Origin of the sequence: Pseudomonas sp. OV546 (assembly GCF_900116845.1) — a bacterium.
Lineage (GTDB): Bacteria > Pseudomonadota > Gammaproteobacteria > Pseudomonadales > Pseudomonadaceae > Aquipseudomonas > Aquipseudomonas petroselini.
In genome coordinates, this window is the sequence record NZ_FPCE01000006.1 from 304,898 (window position 1) to 325,990 (window position 21,093).

18 protein-coding genes are annotated in these 21,093 nt (G+C 61.0%); 7 read left to right on the forward strand and 11 right to left on the reverse strand.

The window, feature by feature from the left end; all coding sequences use genetic code 11:
* Positions 1-18 precede the first annotated feature (18 nt).
* From BM403_RS31545 to puuE, 7 genes are all read right to left on the reverse strand, one after another.
* The gene (locus BM403_RS31545; RefSeq protein WP_139237980.1) at positions 19-387 is read right to left on the reverse strand and encodes a hypothetical protein; all 369 of its coding nucleotides are present in this window, start codon (positions 385-387) and stop codon (positions 19-21) included.
* A gap of 42 nt (positions 388-429) precedes the next feature.
* Complete coding sequence (locus tag BM403_RS16405; RefSeq protein WP_093543756.1) at positions 430-1,776, reverse strand: nucleobase:cation symporter-2 family protein; 1,347 nt, start codon at positions 1,774-1,776, stop codon at positions 430-432.
* 132 nt (positions 1,777-1,908) lie between these two features.
* Positions 1,909-3,213 carry a urate hydroxylase PuuD gene (locus BM403_RS16410; RefSeq protein ID WP_093543758.1) on the reverse strand — a complete coding sequence of 435 codons (1,305 nt, stop codon included), beginning with the start codon at positions 3,211-3,213 and terminating at the stop codon, positions 1,909-1,911.
* Positions 3,214-3,264: 51 nt separating this feature from the next.
* Positions 3,265-3,768, reverse strand: a complete 504-nt coding sequence (locus BM403_RS16415) for an ureidoglycolate lyase (protein WP_015885126.1) — start codon at positions 3,766-3,768, stop codon at positions 3,265-3,267.
* 187 nt (positions 3,769-3,955) lie between these two features.
* Positions 3,956-4,951: an allantoicase gene (alc, locus tag BM403_RS16420; protein ID WP_015885125.1), complete on the reverse strand. Its 996-nt coding sequence runs from the start codon at positions 4,949-4,951 to the stop codon at positions 3,956-3,958.
* Between the two features lie 41 nt (positions 4,952-4,992).
* On the reverse strand, positions 4,993-5,508 hold the full coding sequence (gene uraD, locus BM403_RS16425) for a 2-oxo-4-hydroxy-4-carboxy-5-ureidoimidazoline decarboxylase (RefSeq protein ID WP_046036060.1): 516 nt from the start codon (positions 5,506-5,508) through the stop codon (positions 4,993-4,995).
* Positions 5,505-6,431, reverse strand: coding sequence for an allantoinase PuuE (gene puuE, locus BM403_RS16430; RefSeq protein ID WP_064052759.1), 927 nt, complete (start codon positions 6,429-6,431; stop codon positions 5,505-5,507). The genes uraD and puuE overlap by 4 nt, the downstream gene beginning before the upstream one ends.
* A gap of 388 nt (positions 6,432-6,819) precedes the next feature.
* On the opposite strand from puuE, the gene uraH reads away from it, so the two are divergent.
* Positions 6,820-7,173 (forward strand): hydroxyisourate hydrolase, encoded by a 354-nt coding sequence (gene uraH / locus BM403_RS16435; protein ID WP_015885122.1) that lies wholly within the window; start codon positions 6,820-6,822, stop codon positions 7,171-7,173.
* A 227-nt stretch (positions 7,174-7,400) separates the two neighbouring features.
* Positions 7,401-12,536 carry a dermonecrotic toxin domain-containing protein gene (locus tag BM403_RS16440; RefSeq protein ID WP_256577174.1) on the forward strand — a complete coding sequence of 1,712 codons (5,136 nt, stop codon included), beginning with the start codon at positions 7,401-7,403 and terminating at the stop codon, positions 12,534-12,536.
* A gap of 7 nt (positions 12,537-12,543) precedes the next feature.
* On the opposite strand, the gene BM403_RS16445 is transcribed toward BM403_RS16440, so the two are convergent.
* From BM403_RS16445 to BM403_RS16455, 3 genes are all read right to left on the reverse strand, one after another.
* On the reverse strand, positions 12,544-13,170 hold the full coding sequence (locus tag BM403_RS16445) for a LysE family translocator (protein ID WP_046036061.1): 627 nt from the start codon (positions 13,168-13,170) through the stop codon (positions 12,544-12,546).
* 63 nt (positions 13,171-13,233) lie between these two features.
* A complete protein-coding gene (locus tag BM403_RS16450) occupies positions 13,234-14,580 on the reverse strand; it encodes an NCS2 family permease (protein WP_015885119.1) in 1,347 nt (448 codons plus the stop codon).
* 169 nt (positions 14,581-14,749) lie between these two features.
* Positions 14,750-15,184 (reverse strand): MarR family winged helix-turn-helix transcriptional regulator, encoded by a 435-nt coding sequence (locus BM403_RS16455; protein ID WP_015885118.1) that lies wholly within the window; start codon positions 15,182-15,184, stop codon positions 14,750-14,752.
* Positions 15,185-15,266: 82 nt separating this feature from the next.
* On the opposite strand from BM403_RS16455, the gene BM403_RS16460 reads away from it, so the two are divergent.
* Entirely contained in the window at positions 15,267-16,433 is a 1,167-nt protein-coding gene (locus tag BM403_RS16460) for an aminotransferase-like domain-containing protein (protein WP_093543762.1), read from the forward strand.
* A 10-nt stretch (positions 16,434-16,443) separates the two neighbouring features.
* Positions 16,444-17,046, forward strand: coding sequence for a glutathione S-transferase family protein (locus tag BM403_RS16465; RefSeq protein WP_015885116.1), 603 nt, complete (start codon positions 16,444-16,446; stop codon positions 17,044-17,046).
* 103 nt (positions 17,047-17,149) lie between these two features.
* On the opposite strand, the gene BM403_RS16470 is transcribed toward BM403_RS16465, so the two are convergent.
* Positions 17,150-18,046 carry a LysR family transcriptional regulator gene (locus tag BM403_RS16470; protein ID WP_046036063.1) on the reverse strand — a complete coding sequence of 299 codons (897 nt, stop codon included), beginning with the start codon at positions 18,044-18,046 and terminating at the stop codon, positions 17,150-17,152.
* Positions 18,047-18,157: 111 nt separating this feature from the next.
* Between BM403_RS16470 and BM403_RS16475 the strand changes: the two genes are divergently transcribed.
* Genes BM403_RS16475 through BM403_RS16485 form a run of 3 tightly spaced genes read left to right on the forward strand, consistent with a single transcriptional unit; the run spans position 18,158 to position 21,082 of the window.
* Positions 18,158-19,450 (forward strand): CitMHS family transporter, encoded by a 1,293-nt coding sequence (locus BM403_RS16475; RefSeq protein WP_015885114.1) that lies wholly within the window; start codon positions 18,158-18,160, stop codon positions 19,448-19,450.
* Between the two features lies 1 nt (position 19,451).
* Complete coding sequence (locus tag BM403_RS16480; protein ID WP_093543765.1) at positions 19,452-20,777, forward strand: acyclic terpene utilization AtuA family protein; 1,326 nt, start codon at positions 19,452-19,454, stop codon at positions 20,775-20,777.
* Positions 20,774-21,082 carry an AtuA-related protein gene (locus BM403_RS16485; protein ID WP_015885112.1) on the forward strand — a complete coding sequence of 103 codons (309 nt, stop codon included), beginning with the start codon at positions 20,774-20,776 and terminating at the stop codon, positions 21,080-21,082. The genes BM403_RS16480 and BM403_RS16485 overlap by 4 nt, the downstream gene beginning before the upstream one ends.
* The last annotated feature ends 11 nt before the right edge of the window (positions 21,083-21,093 follow it).

Consider the following 21,093-nt stretch of genomic DNA (forward strand, 5'->3'; position numbering starts at 1 on the left):
TGCTCCCGAGTTAAAGTTTTATGGTTTTTCTTCTACGCAGGCGCTCTGGTGTGGCGCCTTTGGCTTCGCTGCAAAAATCGTCTGTTTGGTCAGCTTTAGTGCTTTTAGCAAGAGCTGCGCCAAGGTGTTTAAAAAGCCAAAAAATCCCCGTCGGCTGCATCGGATGCAGTCGAATTCAGAGGACGTTTGCGCACGTTGGCCGCAGACATAAGGCCGGGATAAGTTGGCCTTGCAGTCAGCTTTTACATTCGCTGTTTTTTTTTGAGTTGATTCGAGCGGGCGCGGAGAATACTGGCTCCAAAGCTTGGGCTCAAGTGCGCTGTAACAGCGCGCGTGGGGCGAGAATGGGGCACGGCTTGTGGCCGGCCCCAGGTGAAGGGTGTGCATGTGAGGGTTCCCTGTCTTGTTATTGTTTTACTAACAAAGGAATCAATGCGTGTGAGCAACGGCAGGTCGTTCTGCGCCGCCGAAAATGTTGAACAGGATATTCAGCGACAACGCGCTGAGGGTGGCCATGGCGATGCCGCTGTGGGTAATTGGGCTCATCCACAGCGGCAGCTGCGCGAAGAACTCCGGGCGCACCACTGGGATCAGGCCCATGCCGATGCTCACCGCCACTAACAATTGGTTGCGACGGTCGGCGATGTCGGCTTCCTGGAGGATCTTGATCCCGGTGGCCGCCACCATCCCGAACATGGCAATCGCCGCGCCCCCCAGTACCGCCGGTGGAATCGATGCCACCAGGTAGGCGGCCTTGGGCAGCAGGCTGAGTACGATCAGAAATGCGCCGGCCATCATCGTCACCGAGCGGCAACGCACGCCGGTCATCTGCACCAGGCCGATGTTCTGGGCGAACGAGGAGTGGGTGAAGGTATTGAAGAAGCCGGCAAAGAACGACGCACCGGCATCACACAGCAGGCCGCGACGAAGCATCTTCGGCGTGACGTCCTGGCCGGTGATCTTGCCCAACGCGAGGAACATCCCAGTGGACTCGACAAAGATGATCACCACCACCAGGCACATCGACAGTATCGGCGCCAACTCGAACTTGGGCATGCCGAAGTGCAGCGGCGTCACCATTTGCACCCACGGCGCCTGGGCCAGGCCGCTCAGGTCGACCATGCCGATAGCCCCGCACAAGGCGTAGCCCAGGCCCATGCCGATCAGCACCGAGATATTCACCCAGAATCCGCGCATGAAGCGGTTGATCAGCAGGATGGTGGCCAGTACCAACGCGGCAATTGCCAGGTAGATGGGGGAGCCAAACGTCGCAGCGGCACTGCCGCCACCGGCCCAGTTCACGGCGACCGGAAACAGCGACAGGCCGATCGCAGTGATCACCGTGCCGGTCACCAACGGTGGGAAAAAGCGTACGACCTTGGACATGAACGGCGCGATCAACATGCCAAAGAACCCGGCGGCGATGGTTGCGCCGAAGATCCCCTGCAAGCCGATACCCGGCATGCCAGCCATGGCGACCATGCTGCCGACGGCGGCAAAACTGGCGCCCATCATCACCGGCATGCGAATGCCCACCGGGCCGATGCCGAACGACTGCACCAGGGTGGCGATGCCGGCCACCAGCAGGTCGGCGTTGATCAGAAAGGCGATTTCTTCACGACTCAGGCCGGCGGCCTGGCCAATAATCAGGGGCACGGCGACGGCGCCGCCGTACATCAGCAAGACGTGTTGCAGGCCTACCAGAATCAGTTGCAAGAGGGGCAGCCGCACCATGGCGGGCGCGGCAGGAATCTGCGGTTCGACTAACTCGGTCATGCAACACCTCGGATCTTTTTATTGTTGTGTTGTTCGGCATTCAATTGCCGGGTGTAACTCGATCTTCAAAACACGGCAGGCCCAAAGGTGGGAGGGGGCAAGCCCGTCCCACACTGGATCTCTGTGAATCAGTTAATGGGTGCGCGCTCCCTGGTTGATCCAGGTGCCGATCAGATCCCGCTCCTGCTGGGTCATTTGGGTGATGTTGCCCAGCGGCATGATCTGGCTCGCCACGGCCTGCGCTTGAATACGCGCGGCCTGCTGCTGGATCTGCGCCGGGGTGTCGAACATCACCCCGGCCGGTGCGGTGCTGAACAACGGGCTGGTCGGTTTGGCCGAATGGCATACGGCGCAGCGTTCCTGGATCACGCCATGGACCTTGTCGAAATCAATCGTCGCCTGGGCAGGTGCCGCAGGGGCGGTAGCCGGTTCGGCAGGCGCAGCGGGCGCGGCGGGTTTCAAACCTCCGCCCAACGCCGTTTCCGGCAACGGCTGATACTCGATGGCCGCCGGCGCCTTGGCCACTTCCGGGGTCGTCGACACCGGTTTCGGCCCGGTCACGTACGCCAGGCAAATCATCGCCAAGGCGCCTACCGGCAAGGTCCACGCATACTTCTGGCTGTTATGCCGCGTGTTGAAGTAGTGCCGCACCAACACCGCCGCCACCGCAATACCGGCCAGGATCAGCCAGTTGTATTGGCTGCCGTAGGTGCTCGGGAAGTGGTTGCTGATCATGATGAACAGCACCGGCAAGGTGAAGTAGTTGTTGTGTCGCGAACGCAGCAGGCCTTTGGCTGGCAGCGCCGGGTCCGGTGTGCGGTTCTCGGCAATCGCCGCGACCAGTGCGCGTTGCGCCGGCATGATGATGCGGAACACGTTGCCGACCATGATAGTGCCGATCACCGCACCCACGTGCAGGTAGGCGCCACGGCCACTGAACACTTTGCTGAAGCCGTACGCGGCGGCAATCAACAGCACGAACAGGATGAAACCGAGCAGGGCAGGGCGCTTGCCCAGGGCCGAGTCGCAGAGGAAGGAGTAGATGAACCAGCCGGCGAACAATGAGCCAATGCCCAGCAATACGCCTTCCGGACCACTGAGGCTGCTGCCCGGTGCCAGCAGGTACAACGTGGGGTTCCAGTAGAACACCACACACAGCAGCGCTATCCCGGACATCCAGGTGAAATAGGCTTCCCATTTGAACCAGTGCAGGTTGTCCGGCATGGTCGGTGGGGCCAGTTTGTATTTTTCCAGGTGGTAGATACCGCCACCGTGGATCGCCCACAAGTCACCGGCCAGGCCGCTCTTGGGGTTGACGCGATTAAGGTTGTTTTCCAGCCAGACGAAGTAGAAAGAAGCGCCGATCCACGCGACGCCCGTGATCATGTGAACCCAGCGCACGCTCAGGTTCAGCCATTCCATCAAATGTGCTTCCACAGTCTTTACCTCTCGCCTGTCACCCTTGTTGTCGGGTGATCCGGCCTTCTCTTATTGGTGGGGGGCGAGGATCAACCGCTCATCCTCTTCAAAAAAATGCTCATCGCAGTTATTGCCTGTGCCACTGCGATCAACCACCAGGAAGTCATCCCGCTTTTCGATCGTCAGCACCGGGTGGTGCCAGACGCCGCGATGGTAATTAATGCCCTGCCTGCCGTTGGTGACGAAGGCGCGGACCAAGCCCGATACAGGTGCATCGCCAAGTGGCGCGACCACGATCAGAAAGGGGTTGCCGAGCAGCGGAATGAAAGCCTGGCTGCCCAGCGGGTGTCTCTCCAGCATGCACACGGTCAATGGCATATCCAGCGCGTCGGCGCGGAAGATGCTGATGATGGCGTTGTCTTCCGGCTTGGCGGTTTCGACCGTTGCCAGTTTGTGAAAGCGCATGGTCGACCCGTTGTTGATCATGAAGTGATCGCTGCCGTCGGTTTCGATAACGTCTCCGAAAGGGGCGAAGGCTTCTTTGGTCAGGGGTTCGATCATCAGTGTGCGCATGGCTGTCTTCTTATCCGGATTCTGTGTGTTTGTTTTGCTTCTGTAGTGAGCGGGCTTGCCCCGCGCTGGGTGGCGAAGCCGCCCTAAAACCAGGCGCCTGAGTTCTGTCTGACAGAACGCGGTGGCTGGATTGGGGCGGCTTCGCCACCCAGCGCGGGGCAAGACCGCTCACTACAGGGTTCACCGCTTACTTCGAAACTTTACCCAGTACGCGCAGGCGACTCACGCCACCATCCGGGAACACGTTCAGGCGGATGTGGGTAATCGGCCCCAGCGCCTTGATCTGCTCGGCGAAGGTGTGTTCGGCGTGCATTTCCAGCTTCTGCGCCGGCAGCAGTTCGCGCCAGAACAGCGATTGGGTTTCGATCTGGCTGTCGGTGCCGCCCTTCACGAACGCGCCCTGGATCGAGCAGGTGTCCGGGTAGTTGCCCTTGAAGTGCAGGGTGTCGACGATGATCTTCTCGATCTCGCCCGGGTGGCCCAGGGCGACGATCACCCAGTCATTGCCCGGTGTACGACGACGCGCGGTTTCCCAGCCGTCGCCCATGTTGACGCCACGACCTGGGTTGAGGATGTTGCTCATGCGCCCGAAGTGTTCGTCGGAGCACGCCAGGGCACGCCCACCGTTAAGTGCGGCAGCCAGGTCGACCTGTTCGTTGTCGCCCACCGAGGACCAGTCGCGGAACGGCACGCCGTACACACGCAGACGCGCCACGCCGCCATCCGGGTAGATGTTGAAGCGCAGGTGGCTGAACGCCTGGTCGTTGTTGATCTCGTGGTAGTGGTGGCTGTTGCCTTGCAGCTCGACGGCCGACAGCACTTCCACCCACTGGGTGGTTTCGTCAGGCTCGCCCGAGGCCAGGAAGCAGGCTTCCAGGGAGGCCGACGGCGGGTAGTTGCCGGTGAAGAATGAAGTGTCGATGTCCACGCCCTTGATCGAGCCCGGTACGCCCAGGCGGATCACCGCGCTGTCGTAGCCTTCGAAGCGCTTGCGGCGCGACTCCCAGCCGTCCATCCACTTGCCGTTGTCATCGAAAACGCCCTCCTTCCACACGGCCGGGGTCGGCTGGAACAGGCGGTTGGCGTCGGCGAACCAGTCATCGGTGACAGAGATGATCTTGGTGCCCAAGCGGGCGTCGGCCAGGTTGACGAACTTCTCGAAAGGTGCGGCGTAAGCTTTCATTCTTCTTGTCTGCCTTAGATAAAGTGGCTGGGGATGGTCGTTTAGAGGGTCAGTAAGCGGAACAACGCGATCTTGTTGATCTCGTCCAGCGCGCACTTGAACTCGGTGTCCACCGCGTTGTGGATGCGCGTTTCGAACGCGGCGAGTATCTGATGCCGGTTGCTGCCTTTTACCGCCATGATGAAGGGAAACTTGAACTTGGCCTTGTAGGCATCATTCAGCTCGGTGAAGCGCGAGAACTCTTCGGCCGTGCATTGGTGTATACCGGCGCCAGCCTGTTCATTTGTGCTGGCTTCGGTCAACTGGCCCTGGACGGCGGCTTTGCCGGCCAGGTCCGGGTGAGCGTTGATCAGTGCAAGTTGCTTGGCATGATCGGCGCTCAACAGGATGTCGCTCATGCGCTGGTGCAGGGTTTCGATCTGGTCGATCGACGCGTCCTGGCCCAGGTCGAAGGCCTTTTCGGCCACCCATGGCGAATGTTCGTAGATGTCGGCGAAAGCCTGGACGAAGGTGTCGCGGCTCAGGGTCGACGGTTTCAGCGTTTGGAACGCAGTCATTTCGCTGCTCCCGTGTACGGATGGGTTGCGTGCCAGTGACGGGCAATGTCGACGCGGCGGGTGAACCACACCTGTTCATGGCCCTTGGCGTATTCGATAAAACGCTTCAAGGCGGCCAGGCGGGCAGGGCGGCCGATCAGGCGGCAATGCAGGCCGATGGACAGCATCTTCGGCGCTTCGGCGCCTTCGGCGTAGAGCACGTCGAACGCGTCCTTGAGGTACTCGAAAAAGTCATCGCCCTTGTTGAAACCCTGCACCTGCGTGAAGCGCATGTCATTGGTGTCCAGGGTGTAGGGGATCACCAGGTGCGGCTTGCCGGTGGGGTTGTTGGGTTCCCAGTAGGGCAGGTCGTCGTCGTAGGTGTCGCAATCGTAGAGGAAGCCGCCTTCCTCCATCACCAAGCGTCGGGTGTTGGGGCCGGTGCGCCCGGTGTACCAGCCCAGCGGGCGTTCGCCGGTCAGTTCGGTGAGGATGCGGATGGCTTCGAGCATATGCTCGCGCTCCTGGGCCTCGTCCATGTACTGGTAGTCGATCCAGCGGTAGCCGTGGCTGCAGATTTCGTGGCCGGCCTCGACCATCGCGCGGATCACATCCGGGTGACGCTGGGCGGCCATGGCCACGGCGAAGATGGTCAGCGGGATATCGAATGCTTTGAACAGCTTGAGGATGCGCCATACGCCGGCACGGCTGCCGTATTCGTACAGCGACTCCATGCTCATGTTACGCGCACCTTGCAGCGGCTGGGCCGAGACCATTTCCGAGAGGAAGGCTTCGGATTCCTTGTCTCCGTGCAAAATATTGCGCTCGCCGCCTTCTTCGTAGTTGAGTACGAAAGACAGCGCAATGCGCGCCTTGCCCGGCCAATGGGGGTGAGGAGGGTTACTGCCGTAACCGATCAGGTCGCGTGGGTAGTCAGCGCTCACTGCAGTCTTCCTTCTTGTTCGTCGAAGTAGCGATGAGTGATTGTATACAACTTATTGCTCAGTTTGTAAGCCTGCATTTCTGCATTTTTTCCGAATGGCATGCGTTTAAGTTACTGCAAGAAACCTGCCTGACTGGTCAGCTAAAGCCTAAAAACTTTTTGGTAGACGCCCACCTGTAGGCGTCAGCTTACCGGCAAGCATTCTAACTGGGTATAGCAGGTGCACCCCTGTCGCCACCCTGGTCGTGACTCACGGGGACCGGGTGTTTGTTAAATTTATTGTGTACAAGTTTTTTGAAAAGTGTCTTAATCGTTCGTCGCCGGCTTTTTTGATGCCCTGAAAGAGTGCGGTTTCCTCTATTACTGACCACGGGAGGCGCACAGACGCCATGGGACGTTTGACCACACACGTTTTGGACGCCGCACACGGCTGCCCCGGCAGCGCAATCAAGGTCGAGCTGTATCGCGTCGAAGGCGCGCAGCTGGAACTGGTTGCCACCGCACAGACCAACAGCGACGGCCGCTGCGATGCCCCCCTGCTGCAAGGTGATGACTACCGCAGCGGTGTCTATCAGCTGCAGTTCAGTGCGGGTGACTACTACCGCGCTCGAGGCGTGCAATTGCCGGAGCCTGCGTTTCTTGATGTGGTGGTCCTGCGGTTCGGCATCAGCGCCGAGCAGGACCACTATCACGTCCCACTGCTGATTTCGCCCTACAGCTATTCGACTTACCGCGGTAGCTGACTAACGTACACCACTGACTTCGTTGGTTTTGGCCCGCCCACACTGCGGGCTTTTTTTCGAGTGTTGTTCAAGGAGGGCGATCCGGCACGGGCGCTTTCTAAGGTTTCCCTGGCATACGAACAGGGAGAGCGCCCGCGATATTTTTATTAGGCCAAGGTTATTTATGTACATCGGGAGCAGTCGTCGATCTGCGTAGCCTCGTGTTTTTCAGAGCAACGGAGGCGAAGATGAGCGAGGTACCCGACTCTCAGGCAGGACGTGTCGACGATGACCCTATCAAGGACGGCTTGACCCGCCGAATCAATTCCAGCGCTTCGCCCAGCCGCACGATCAACGAGCTGCACGCCGCCAGCCTGCGAGCCCGGGCATCGACCAAACGCCTGAACACCTTACTGAGCCGTGCCCCACGCATTCGCCGGATTACGCGCGTGGCATTACAAAAGGCCTTCGGCGTTAACCTTGAAACCCTAACGGGCAAAGTGCCGATGCCGGAGGGCCAGGTATGCTCACTGCCGGACTTGATCGAGGCGAGCCTGAGGTTGCTGGCGTCGGAGCCCGATGATGATGGCGTGCCCCCGTGTACGCTGGATGACACGTCCCAGGCGGCCTTGTTGGATGCTCTTGGAGAGTGGGACCACGCGCAGCTTGATGAGGCCCAGGCGGATTACTGGACGGGATTGGCGGGCGACTCCTGGCTGTCACGCCAGGCACGTTGGCGTGAGGTCTACAGCGAGTGGTTAGCCGACCAGGCGTTGCTGGCTCACGGCGTGTTGGAGCTGTCGGATCATGGCGTGGAGATGGTCCAGGGCATCCTCGACGCGCCCACCTTGGCGGCGCGGCAGCAGGCGGGTGGGTTTTGGGGCGGTTTGCAGGTTTCACCGCTATTTTGGCCGGCCAAGGGAGCGGTCCGCGTGCTGTTGGGCGGCGCCTTGCATATCTATCAGGACGAGGGGCGCAGCCATCAGCGGCAGGTGATTGTTCTGCCGGGGTTGGCCCAGGTGTTTCACGAATTTGGCTCCTTGATCAGCTTGCAAGAGCAACTGCCGAGGTTGATCAATCGGTATTTGGAGGCCGTGTGGCCACGTTTGCCCCTGAGTCGTCGACACGAATTACCGGACGTTGTCTCACAGGATGCCGTTCCTCTCACCGTCCAGCCCCCGCAACCGCTGACGGATAACGCACTGCACCACAGCGCCGATAGCGTGGTGCGCGTCCAATGGGAAAATGAGCGCGATTGTGTCCGGCAGATCAACTTGGTCCTGGTGTTTCCTCGCGACGCGGCACGCGGCAGCGAGGGGAGTATTATCCAGCGCTTGCAGCGGGTTGAGCAGGAGCGCAAGCAGTGGATCCAGCCACGACCGGACCTTCACGCTGCGTTGGAGCAAATGCTGGAATGGGACCGGCTGCGTCGGTTGCAGCACATCGATTTTGCCAGCCTGGATTTGGACCTGGCGATCAAAACCCGTGAAGCCAAGCTGCTGCGCTATGAGAAAGCGCTGTCGGGGCTGTTGGACCCCACGGACCTGAACCAGGAGACCTCCGCGCATAGCGACTTCCAAGCGCTGCACCGGCAGTGGCAGGAGGCCTTTGCCGCTGCGCAAACGCTGGTCTCTGACTCGCGCCTGGCAGACCTCGAATACTGGAAGTATAGCCCCGCAGGCCAGCGTTCACGGGCTTCGCAACTGCTGAAGGCATGCCATACGGCTTTGGATGCCGAGGTGCGCCTGCAACACCAGTTGAAGCTGATTGGGCCCCGCCATCTGAAGGTCGGGCTTGAAGCCCTGGAAAAAAAACCAGCCACCGCCGATGCACGCAGTACAACGCGGTGGCTGGGTGTCTCGATCGGCAGCGGCCATCGCTTGCTCGGAGCATGGGTCATCACCACTGCCGAGTCTGTGGCTCGGCCGATTCGCCAAGAGCCGGTGCTGTTTTATTTGCCGGGTATCCACGGTGGGCTTCAAGGGTTCAATTCACTGGAGCAACTGTCTGCCGCGCTGGACGCCAGTCTTAAAGACGCGGACGGCTCACCCCTGTGGCGCAGCGTTCACCGTCCGAAGCGCGCACGGGCCATGGCTGAAGTCAACGCTTTGGCGACCGACCAGCCGTTGACGGTGACCTGGTCGGTGATTGAAGGGCACGCGCTGATGCTGGCGATTCGTGAGCAGCTCGAAGGCTTCAATCAACTGCGGGTGAGCGTGGAAAAAGGCGAGCAAGTTTTTGGCGAAGTCAGTGACACCGCCTTGGCCAAAATGCTGTTGGCCGATGAAGCGGCCAGCAGCTTGCAGATCCCACCCAACGACACGCGGGACCAGGCGTTGGCCAATGTCGAGGTCTTGCGCCTGGCGGCGGCGCAGGTCAAGCGTTTGCCCGCCTGGATGGCCCAGGCCGCAGTGGCCCAACGCAGGCAATATGGACGGCTGCAAACCCAGGCACTGAGTGCGCGCCAGGCCCTCGAGCGCGGCCTGTTGCACCAGTTGCCGGCGCTGGCGACGTTTGCTCGCCAAGCGCTGATCGCGCAGTTGACCGCCGATGGTTTTTATCCCGAGGTGAACATCGACCAACCGATGCTGGAGTTGCCCGATGATGTCAGCACCCACTGGGAAGGCCACCCACAACGCCCGGCGGGCGGGTCGGGGATCAAGACGGTGGTCAGCCAGCAACGCAGCCAGTTCAGCCTGTTACAACTGGCCCTGAGCAACCTGGATGCCGAGGCGCCCTGGACACGACAGAGATTGCGCCATGGGCGTTACTTGGAACCCTCCTGGAAGACTCGCCTGACCCCTGACTATTTGCTTGAAACGATTTCGGCCCTGGACCTGGGCGGGCAGTACGACCACCAGATCAGTCAGGCGTTTTATGGCGATGGCGAGGGTTCGACTGGCCTGCGGGCTGTCCTGTTACGGGCGTTTCGGTTGGCGGCGCGATGGGAGCTGTTCAGTGCCGTCAACGCGGGGTTGAGTGCCCGTGCGCAAAGCCTGTTTGACGTTGCGCTGAGCGCCCGCTCGGTGTCTGACCTGGAACGTAACGGTCATCGGGTTCAGTTGTGTTGCGTTCGGCTGGAGGCGTTGACGTTACCCCAGCCGCGACATGTGGCCGGCATTGTGGTGATCCTCGATCAAGTCGATGGCCGGTGCTTGGTGTATTGGCCCGAGGCAACAGGGCACCCGGCGTTAACCGAGCATCTGAACCTGGCGCGAGCTCGTCAGGCACTGATCGACCTTGCGGCTGAACCGGACATCTGTCTGGACATTGCCCGCAAAATCGCGCCGGGTTGGGAGGCTCAGGCCCTCGGCAGTTACCCGGAAGTCCTGCACCGTGTTGCCGAACCATTGAGCTGGTTGAGGGTCATCCACGGGTTTGCAAGCAACGGTTGGCCGGGCATCGCAAAGGCTGTGCGGCGATGGTTCATGACCTGGCGCGTACAGCCGGCCAAAGCCTTGACGGAGATCGAAGCCGAAATCAGTGAGCAACAGGCCGCAGCACCGCGTCAGTGGTTGGGGATTACCCTCAGCAACGGCTGTCACCTGTTGGCCATGGTGGCCCATGCTCGGGTACTCGGTGTCCAGCGCCAGGCGCGCAGTGAGTCCAACTCCCGTGAAGAGTTGCAGGCCTATCGCGAATGGCGCTTGGGTGAACAGGTCGACGCCAGGCGGCGCGGGCTATTGTCCTACGTGCCGGGGGTGGGCCTGGGTGTCAAGGTGTACGAAGTATTGCTGGCTGCCAGGCGGGTGTATCAACGCGCCTCGCCACATGCAGTGTTCGACCTAGTGTCGAGTGTCCACATGGCCGTGGTCGAAGCGCTCATGACCTTAAGCCCCGGCATCCTGGCGCGGGGCAGTCGTGGCCTCAGCACCGCGACCCTGCGCCAGGCACTCAAGCAGTTGCACCGCCAGCAGCGAATGGCACATGGCGGCCACTTTTATTTGCGTTCGTCGCCCGGCGCGCGTTCGCTCAAGGGCCTTGACGGCTATAGCACCTCGACCACCGTCGACGGTGCGATTGCCCTTCGTGGCCACAGCAAGGGCAGTTATGTGAAAGGCGGCGAACAGTTTGTGGTCGACGGTGCAGAGCGCTACGCCGTTTATCGTCGCCCAGGGGAGCGCGACCTGCGCATGAAAAACACCAAGGCCGGCGGTGAGAACGAACTGGTGCTACGTATTCAAGAACCCTCCGAGTGGCTACTGGGGGCCGACGCTCCGGAACCGACGCCCGGTCCCAGCTCCGGGCGGTGGAGGCCTTGGGATACAACGGAGGGGAACACCGGCTGGTCGGCACCGCAGGCTCCTCCCCGCACCGGTTATCGGGACCGCGCCGTGCTGGCGGATCATGCCTGGCAGGGCTGGGGGCAGGAAGTACCGGCCGAGCCACCGCAGGCGATATCCGAGTCCAAGCGCTTGTACCGTATGCCTGGCCCCCGACCTTACGACGCACTGCTGTTGGGCAACAAATATTACGAGATCCTCCCCGCAGGCGCGAAGGCACCGGACGATCTGGTTTTCGTGAGGCGTAGCGTACGCATGGGAGAAGGGTCTTATGACGAACTGGTCCACTGGCTCAGCGATGACCTGGCTTCCCAGCCCATTCCTTTTACCTTGGGGGCCGACGGCCTGTGGACGCCGCGTCAACCGCTGTTCGTTGGGCCCTTGGTCGAGTCGGTGGCTACGGCTTTTCCTGGCTTGACCCGTTCGAGTCAGTACGCCGTAGCCCATCGTCTGGTAGAACTGGCCGATACGGGGAACTCAATGACCGCCACGCGCCTGCTCAATATTCGCGCGACCCTCGATGATTGGCTGCCGCCGGTGCCCCGCGTTCTGGGGCAGACGGATGACCTGTTAAGGATGCTCAAGCCGCTGCGACTGGAGAAGCGAGCGAGCATCAACATCGCCACTGAAAGCACTGGGATGGGGTTTGCCCGCGTGGACTTCATCGTGCCTTTTCGACTGCCTCCTGCACTGTCTGGCCCAAAAGGCACCGCGAGTACGCACACCAAAAACTTGACCGTGCGCAAGGCCGTCAGGCAAGTGCTTGAGCGCCAGGGTTTTACCGTCACGGCAGTGGAGAAACGCAAGATGGGCAACCAGTACAACTTTATCTGCACCCATCCCAAATCCAGCAATGTGTACTTCATGATGACGCGCTGGACGGAGTCGAGCAGCCTGAATATCCAGTCCACGGATGTGCTGCAGTTGTCCGACACCTGGTTTCGACGAACCCTGACCCATAGCCCTGCCAGCAAGAAGGGGCTGTACGAGTCCGTCAAGCAAGCCATGAAGGACAAACGCCTGGTCAAAATGCTGGTGGGCGTACAGCACAACCGCAGCGCGGGTTACTTTACGGTGTTCATGATTAAGGTGACGGACTAGGTAACGATCAGCGACTGAGCAGTGACGCCGCGCCCGCACCACTGAACAACCCTGCGCTGATGCGGTTGAACCAGCGTTGCCCCTTGCCGCTGCGCAGGTACTGCGCTGCGCCATGGGCGCCGAGGCCGTAGGCCAGCTTGCACAGCAGGTCGAGTACGGTCCACGTGGCGATCATGATCAACAGCTGTGGCACAAACGCCTGCTGGGCACTGAGGAACTGCGGCAGGAAGGCGGCAAAAAACAGGATGTCCTTGGGGTTGCTGGCGCCCAGTATAAAGGCGCGGCCAAACAGCGTGCGAAAGCGCGGCGTAGCGACGGCCTGCGGTACCACGGCACCTTGGGCCGGTTGGCGCGATTGCTGCCAACTCTGCCAGGCGAGATAAAACAGGTAGACCGCGCCGACAATTTTCAACGCGCTGAACAGGTGTTCCGACGCCAGCAGCAGGGCGCCCAGGCCTAATGCCGATGCGCTCAACAGGCAGATCGAGGCAGACACGCCACCGAGAAATGCCGGGTAGGAGCGGCGCAGACCGAAATTCAAACTGTTGCTGATCATCAGCAATGACAGCGGTCCTGGGATCAGGATCACTACCAGCGCAGCGCCGCTGAACAGCAGCCAGGTTTCCAGACTCATTGCGTTCCTCCCTTCATACAAAAGCCCCACCCGACGGGGTGAGGCGGGGTCAAACCGGTGTCCCTACAGGAACGCGAACTTGGCAATGAAGATCGCGCAGAGCACCCACAGGCTGACAGAAATTTCCCTATGCTTGCCGGTACCGGCCTTCAGTGCCACATAGGTGATAAAACCCAGGGCGATCCCGTCGGCAACCGAGAAGGTCAGCGGCATCATGATCGCCGTAACAATCGCCGGGATGCTGTCGGTGGCGTCGTCCCAGTTGATATGGGCCATGCCGCTCATCATCAGCATTGCGACATAGATCAACGCGCCGGCCGTGGCGTACGCAGGAATCATGCCGGCCAGCGGCGCGAAGAACATCGCCGCCACAAACAGAACGCCCACGGTCACGGCCGTCAGCCCGGTGCGGCCACCGGCGGCGACACCGGCAGCACTTTCCACGTAGCTGGTCACCGGTGGCACGCCGACCATGGCACCGAACACGCTGGAGGCACTGTCGGCCTTCAACGCGCGGGACAGGTTATCGATCTTGCCATCGGCATTGACCAGCCCGGCTCGTTGCGCGACGCCCATCAGTGTACCTGCGGTGTCGAACATGTGTACAAAAAGAAAGGCAAATACAACGCTGATCATGCTGACATTGAACACACCTTTCACGTCCATGGCCATCCAGGTCGGCGCCAGGCTCGGTGGGGTTGAGATCATGCCGTTGTAGTGCACCAGCCCCAGCCCCCATCCGGCCAGGGTGACGGCGATGATGCTGATCAGGATCGCGCCAAACACGCGGTGGTAGCTGAGAATGGCGATGAGCAGGAAACACACGGCCGCGAGCAGTGGCGCGGGTTCATGCAGCGAGCCGAGCTTGATCAGCGTGGCCGGGCTGTCGACGATGATCCCGGCGGTTTTCAAACCGATCACCCCGAGGAACAAACCGACGCCCGCGCCCATGGCATGGCGCAGGCTGACCGGAATGCTGTTGAGCAACCACTCACGCACCCGCGAGAGCGTCAGGCCCATGAACAACACGCCGGAGATAAACACCGCGCCCAGCGCGGTTTCCCAGGTGTAACCCATGGTGCCGACCACGGTGTAGGTGAAAAACGCGTTCAACCCCATGCCTGGTGCGAGACCCACTGGCCAGTTGGCGTACAGGCCCATCAACAGGCAACCCAGCGCGGCGGCGATGCAGGTGGCGACGAACGCCGCGCCATGATCGATGCCGGCGTCGGCCATGATGTTCGGGTTGACGAAGATGATGTACGCCATGGTGATAAAGGTGGTGAGGCCGGCGATCAGCTCGGTCTTCACTGTGGTGCCATGCAAGCGCAGTTTGAACAGGCGTTCCAGCCAGCCGGTGTGGGTGGGTTGGAGGTCCAGGGGTGAGGCTTCGGATTTGCGGCTATCCACAGCGAGTACTCCTCAAGCATTTTATTGTTATGGCCAGCGCGTAGGCGCTGAGAGGTACTGGCGGGTTTGTTGACCAATAGGTCAGGAACTCGCACGAAGCGGATTATGCTTTTGTATACAAATAAAGCAAATAATGTTTTCGATTGTCTGCGTAAAAGGGGATGAAAGGCTAATTAGCCGCACTTAACGCCTGATTCACCGCCAGCCATCCCGCCACCGCGTCTTCGCCCGCTTCACTGAACGCGCGCTGTAACAGCTTCACCTGTTCACGGCGTAATGACTGCTCGAAACGCCGACCTTCCTCTGTCAATTCCAGCAGGCGTTTGCGCTTGTCGGTTTCGGACGCAACGCTGTCCACCAGGTGCATTTCCTGCAATTGACGCAACGGCATGTTCAGCGCCTGTTTGCTCACCCCGAGCAATTCGAGCAGTTCCTTCACGCTCAGGGCGGGGTAGCGTGCGATAAAAAACACGATGCGCTGGTGCACCCGGCTCAGGCCACGGCGCTCAAGCATTTCGTCGGCCTTGGCGGTAAAGGCCTGGTAGCCGAAGAAGAACGCCTCCATGGCTGTTTGCTGGCTGGTCGGGTTTTTAAGGTCAAGCATATTGACGTATCCACTGAAGTCGTCGTAATTTCGGTCAACCAGTTTGACGTATTTTCTACAGTCTTCGCTACCGGTGACCCTAATGGCCTTCTCTGAACGTGTTACGCGCCTCAAAAGCTCCCTGATCCGTGAAATCCTCGCGGCGGCCCAGCGTCCGGAAGTGATGTCGTTCGCCGGTGGCCTACCCGCGCAAGCCATGCTGCCCGCCCTGGACTGGGATGACATGCCGCTCACTATCGGCCAATACGGCATGAGCGAAGGCGAACCCCACTTGCGCGAACTGCTCGCTGCGCAAGCTCGCGCCTTGGGCGTACCGTGCCAGGCCAGCCAGGTGCTGGTGGTCAGCGGCTCCCAGCAAACCCTGGACCTGGCCGCCAAACTGTACATCGACAAAGGCACCCAGATCCTGCTGGAAGGCCCGACCTACCTGGCTGCTTTACAGATCTTCCAACTCTTCGGTGCCGACTGCCTCACCGTGCCACTGGAAACCGACGGTCCCGACCTGGCCGCGTTGCGCGCTAACCTCGAACGCCACCACCCGGCGTTTATCTACCTGATTCCAACCTTCCAGAACCCGTCGGCTGTACGCTACAGCGAGGCCAAGCGTGCAGCGGTCGCCGCCTTGCTCGACGAGTTTGGGGTGACGCTGATCGAAGACGAGCCCTACCGCGAACTGACCTTTGACGGCGGCAGTGCCAATCCCATCGTTGGCCGCCTGAAAAAAGCCAGCTGGATCTACACCGGCACTGTGTCCAAGACGTTGTTGCCCGGTTTGCGCGTGGGTTACCTGATCGCCAGCCCGGACCTGTTCCCGCACTTGCTCAAGCTCAAGCAATCGGCGGACCTGCACACCAACCGCGTCGGCCAATGGCAGGCGATGCAATGGGTCGGCACGGAAAAATACCAACAGCACTTGGTAGAACTGCGCAGCTTTTACCGCGAGCGCCGTGACGCATTCCAAGTGGCGCTGGCGCATCACTTCGCTGACCTGGCCGACTGGCAGGTGCCCCAGGGTGGATTATTCTTCTGGCTGACCTTGAAACAGCCGCTCGACACCCGCACCTTGTTGGCGCAAGCGTTAGAACAGAACGTCGCGTTCATGCCCGGTGAACCGTTCTTTTCCGAGCCGGACCAACACCTGGGTTCGCTGCGGCTCAATTTCAGCCATATCGACCCGGCCCGCCTGGACGAAGGTCTCAAGCGCCTGGCCGCGGTGGTCCGTCAAGCACAGCACGCGCAAGCGGCATAAGGGGAGCCCCATGTACAAAGTTTATGGCGATTACAAGTCGGGCAACTGCTACAAGGTCAAATTGATGCTCAGTCTGCTGGGCATCCCGTACCAATGGATCGATGTCGATATCCTCAAGGGCGACACCCAGACCGCCGAATTCCTGGCCAAGAACCCCAACGGCAAGATCCCGGTACTGGAACTGGAAGACGGCACCTGCCTGTGGGAGTCCAATGCGATCCTCAACTTCCTCGCCGATGGCAGCGAGTTCCTGCCGACCGAACCGCGCCTGCGTACCCAAGTGTTGCAGTGGCAGTTCTTCGAGCAGTACAGCCACGAGCCGTACATTGCGGTGGCGCGGTTTATCCAGTTCTACCTGGGGCTGCCCGAGGAACGCCTGGAGGAATACAAGAAGCTGCACAAGGGTGGCTACAAGGCGCTCAAGGTCATGGAGCGCCAACTGCAACTGACGCCGTACCTGGTGGGTGATCAGTTCTCCATCGCGGACGTGGCCTTGTATGCCTATACCCATGTGGCCCATGAGGGTGGTTTTGAGCTGGACGCTTATCCGGGTGTGCAGGCGTGGTTGAAACGTGTTGCCAGTCATCCTAAGCATGTGGCCATGCTGGACTGATTCACTCGGTCAAAATGTGGGAGCTGGCTTGCCTGCGATAGTATCGCCGCAGTGCAACTGGCAGACAGTGTCGTCTGCATCGCAGGCAAGCCAGCTCCCACATTCAGCTCAGTGGTGTGTCAGAGAGTTGTTCTTTCAACAGGTCAAAGCAGCGTTGCGCCGCCGGGCTCAACCCCATCCCGCTGCGGCTGATCAACCCGATCTCCCGGTTCACGCCGGGGTGATCGATGCTGATGCGCTTCAACCCTTCCAGGCTGTCCGCCGCCGATTCCGGCAGCACACTGATGCCCAATCCCTGGCGCACCAACGCCAGCACTGTCGACATGTAGTTGGCTTCCATGCCGGCGTTCATCGTCAGGCGTGTCTCATCGAATAGCGCATCCACTTGCTCCCGCACGCTGCTGTCACGGCCAGTGAGGATGATCGGCTGGTCCGCCAACTGTTCCAGGCTCAGTTGACGGTGGCGAGTGAGGGGATGATCCACCGGCACGAATGCACACAAGCGATCATTCAATACCGGCACGAACTCCAGGCCATGGATGAGCCGTGCGCGCACGCCGATGCCGAAATCCACCTCGCCGGAACGCACCTGGGCATGAATCCGGTGGGCCACCAGGTCATGCAGGCGCACTTCGATCCCGGCAAAACGCTCGCGAAACAGGCGCAGCGCCGGCGGCAGGGTGCCGGCGCAGACCGAGGGCAGGGCGGCGATGGTGACCACGCCCCGGCGCAGGGCGGCCAAATCGCGGGAGCCGGTGACGATGTTGTCCAGGTCCAGCAGCAGTTTTTCCATGGGCCCGCGGGCTTCCTGGCCGGCGGCGGTGATGCTCACATGGCGCGGGCTGCGGTCGAGCAGGGCAACGCCGAGCCAGTCTTCCAGTTGCTGGACCTGCACCGTCAGTGCGGAAGGCGACAGATGCAGTTCATTGGCCGCCTTGGTGAAGCTGCCTGTGCGAGCCACCGCAAGAAACGCTTGAATGTGTTGGATACTGTTCTTCATTTTGTTTTTCCGAACACTAGCTGGTGAATATTCCAATTTACAAAGACTACCTCGCTTCCAATACTCCAGGGAAAACAATAACCGGCCACCAAGGCCGCTCTGGAGTAACCCATGCTCGCTACCCTGGGTGTCATCACCATCCTGTGCCTGCTCGCTGCTGTCATGAGCAAACGCCTTTCACCGCTGGTGGCGCTGATCGCTTTACCGATCATCGCCGCGCTGCTTGGTGGGTTCGGCCTGCAGACCAGCGCCTTCATCATCACCGGTATCAAGAACGTCGCCCCCGTGGTGGGCATGTTTGTGTTTGCGATCCTGTTTTTCGGGATCATGACCGATGCCGGCATGCTCGACCCCATCATTGACCGCATCCTGCGTACGGTAGGCACGCGTCCTACGCGGATTGTCGTCGGCACCGCGACCCTGGCGCTGCTGGTGCACCTGGATGGCTCCGGTGCGGTGACCTTCCTGGTGACGGTGCCGGCGATGTTGCCGCTGTATACCCGGCTGGGCATCGACAAACGTATCCTCGCCTGCGTCTGCGCGATGGCGGCCGGGGTCAACTTTCTGCCATGGACCGGTCCGGTGTTGCGCTCGTCGGCGGCGCTGCATGTGCCGGTAGCCGACCTGTTCCAACCGCTGATTCCAGTGCAGATCGTCGGCCTGGTCTTCGTCTTCGGCTGTGCGTGGTGGCTCGGCCGTCGCGAAGAAAAACGCCTGGGCCTGGGCGCCGGTTCAACCGTCGATGCGGTGCCGCAACGGGTACTCAGCGACGATGACATCAAGCTGCGTCGCCCTCGGCTGTTCTGGGTCAACCTGATCCTGACTGTGCTGGTCATGGTGGTGATGATCGCCGGCTGGGTCGACCCGGTGGTGATGTTCATGCTCGGCACGGTGCTGGCACTGTGCATCAACTACCCGAACGTGGATGCCCAACGCGCCCGCATCGACGCCCATGCAAAAACCGCCCTGACCATGGCCAGTATCCTGCTCGCCGCCGGGGTGTTTACCGGGATCATGCAAGGCACCGGGATGCTCAAGGCGATTGCCGAAGTGGCAGTGGCACAGATTCCCGCCGGCCACGGCAAGCTGATCCCGGCCGTGGTGGGCTTTATTTCCATGCCTCTGAGCATGCTATTCGACCCCGATTCCTACTATTTCGGTGTAATGCCGGTGATCGCCGAAGTCGGCAAGGCCCTCGGCGTCGACCCGCTGCAAGTGGCCCAGGCCTCGTTGCTGGGCGTACACACCACCGGCTTCCCGGTCAGCCCGCTGACCCCCGCGACCTTTCTGTTGGTGGGCTTGTGCAAGGTCGAATTGGCCGATCACCAGCGCTTTACCATCCCTTTTCTGTTTGCCGCGTCGGTGTTGATGACCCTGACCGCGTTGCTCCTGGGAGTGATTTGAGATGAAAACCTTGCGCATCGGTTCCGGCGCCGGCTACTCCGGCGACCGTATCGAACCTGCCGTGGAACTGGCCGAGCAGGGCGACCTGGATTACCTGGTCTTCGAGTGCCTGGCCGAACGCACCATCGCCCTGGCGCAGCAGGCGCGGATCACTGACCCCGCTGGCGGTTATGACCCGTTGTTGAGTGAACGCATGCGTCGTGTGCTGCCCTTCGTGGGGATAAGCGCCGGGCGTCGCCGTCTGCGGGTGATCACCAATATGGGCGCGGCCAACCCGCTGTCGGCGGCTGTTGAAGTGCGGCGGATTGCCGGCGAGCTGGGCCTTGATCTCAAGGTGGTTGCCGTGGTCGGCGACGACGTGTTGGCGGTGCTGCAGCCCGAGTTTCTGCTGGATAACGGCCAGACTGTCGGTTCCCTGGGCGAGCGGATCATTTCTGCGAATGCCTACCTGGGCGTCGATGGCATTCTGGAGGCGTTGCGCGCGGATGCGGATGTGGTGATCACTGGGCGTGTGGCCGACCCCTCGTTGTTCCTGGCGCCGCAGATGTTTGAGTTCGGCTGGGCAGCGGACGATTGGCAGCGCCTGGGACGCGGTACGTTGGTGGGGCATTTGCTCGAGTGCGCCGGGCAAGTCAGTGGCGGCTATTTTGCCGACCCTGGTCGCAAGGCGGTGGAGGACCTGGCCCGCCTGGGCTTCCCCTTGGCCGAGATCGATGCCGAGGGTGAAGCGCTGATCACCAAGGTCGCCGGCTCCGGTGGCCGGGTCAGCCGCGCCACGTGCACGGAGCAACTGATCTACGAAGTGCACGACCCGGCGGCGTACCTCACGCCTGACGTGACCGCTGATTTTTCCCACGTGGGATTTGTCGAAGAAAGCGCTGATCGCGTTCGCGCCGTGGGTGCGGGTGGCCGTGCGCGACCCGAGCAGTTAAAGGTCAGCGTCGGTTATCTGGACGGTTGGATCGGCGAAGGGCAGATGTCCTACGGTGGCCCCGGTGCTGTCGCACGAGCGCAGCTGGCGCGGGATGTCGTCCTCAAGCGTCTTGAGTTGACGGGCGTGAAGATGCAGGACGTGCGTGCCGAACTGATCGGCATGGACGCGCTCCACGGACCGCGCAGCACGGTCGAGCCCTGGGAGGTGCGCCTGCGCGTGGCGGCCCGCTGTGAAGCCCGCAGCGAAGCGGTGCGTGTGGGCAATGAAGTGGAAACGCTCTACACCAACGGCCCGTCTGGTGGCGGCGGCGCCAGCAAAAGCGTACGCCAGGTGGTGGCAGTGGCATCGTTGCTGCTGCCGCGTAACGTGGTCAACCCGAGGATCGAAGCATGAAGCTGCACACGCTGGCCCATTCCCGGACCGGGGATAAGGGCGATACGTCGAACATTTCGATTATTGCGTACCGTGCCGAGGACTATCCGCTGCTGTGCGAAACGCTGACCGCCGAGCGCGTGGCTGAGTTTTTTGCGGACCAGCTGGAGCCCGGCGCTGCACCGGTGCGGCGTTATGAATTGCCTAACGTGCAGGCACTGAACTTCGTGCTGCCGGGGATCTTGCGGGGGGGCGTCACGCGTTCGCTGGCGCTGGATGCCCATGGCAAGTGCCTGGGCTCTGCATTATTGGATCTCGACCTGTAAATACCGTAACT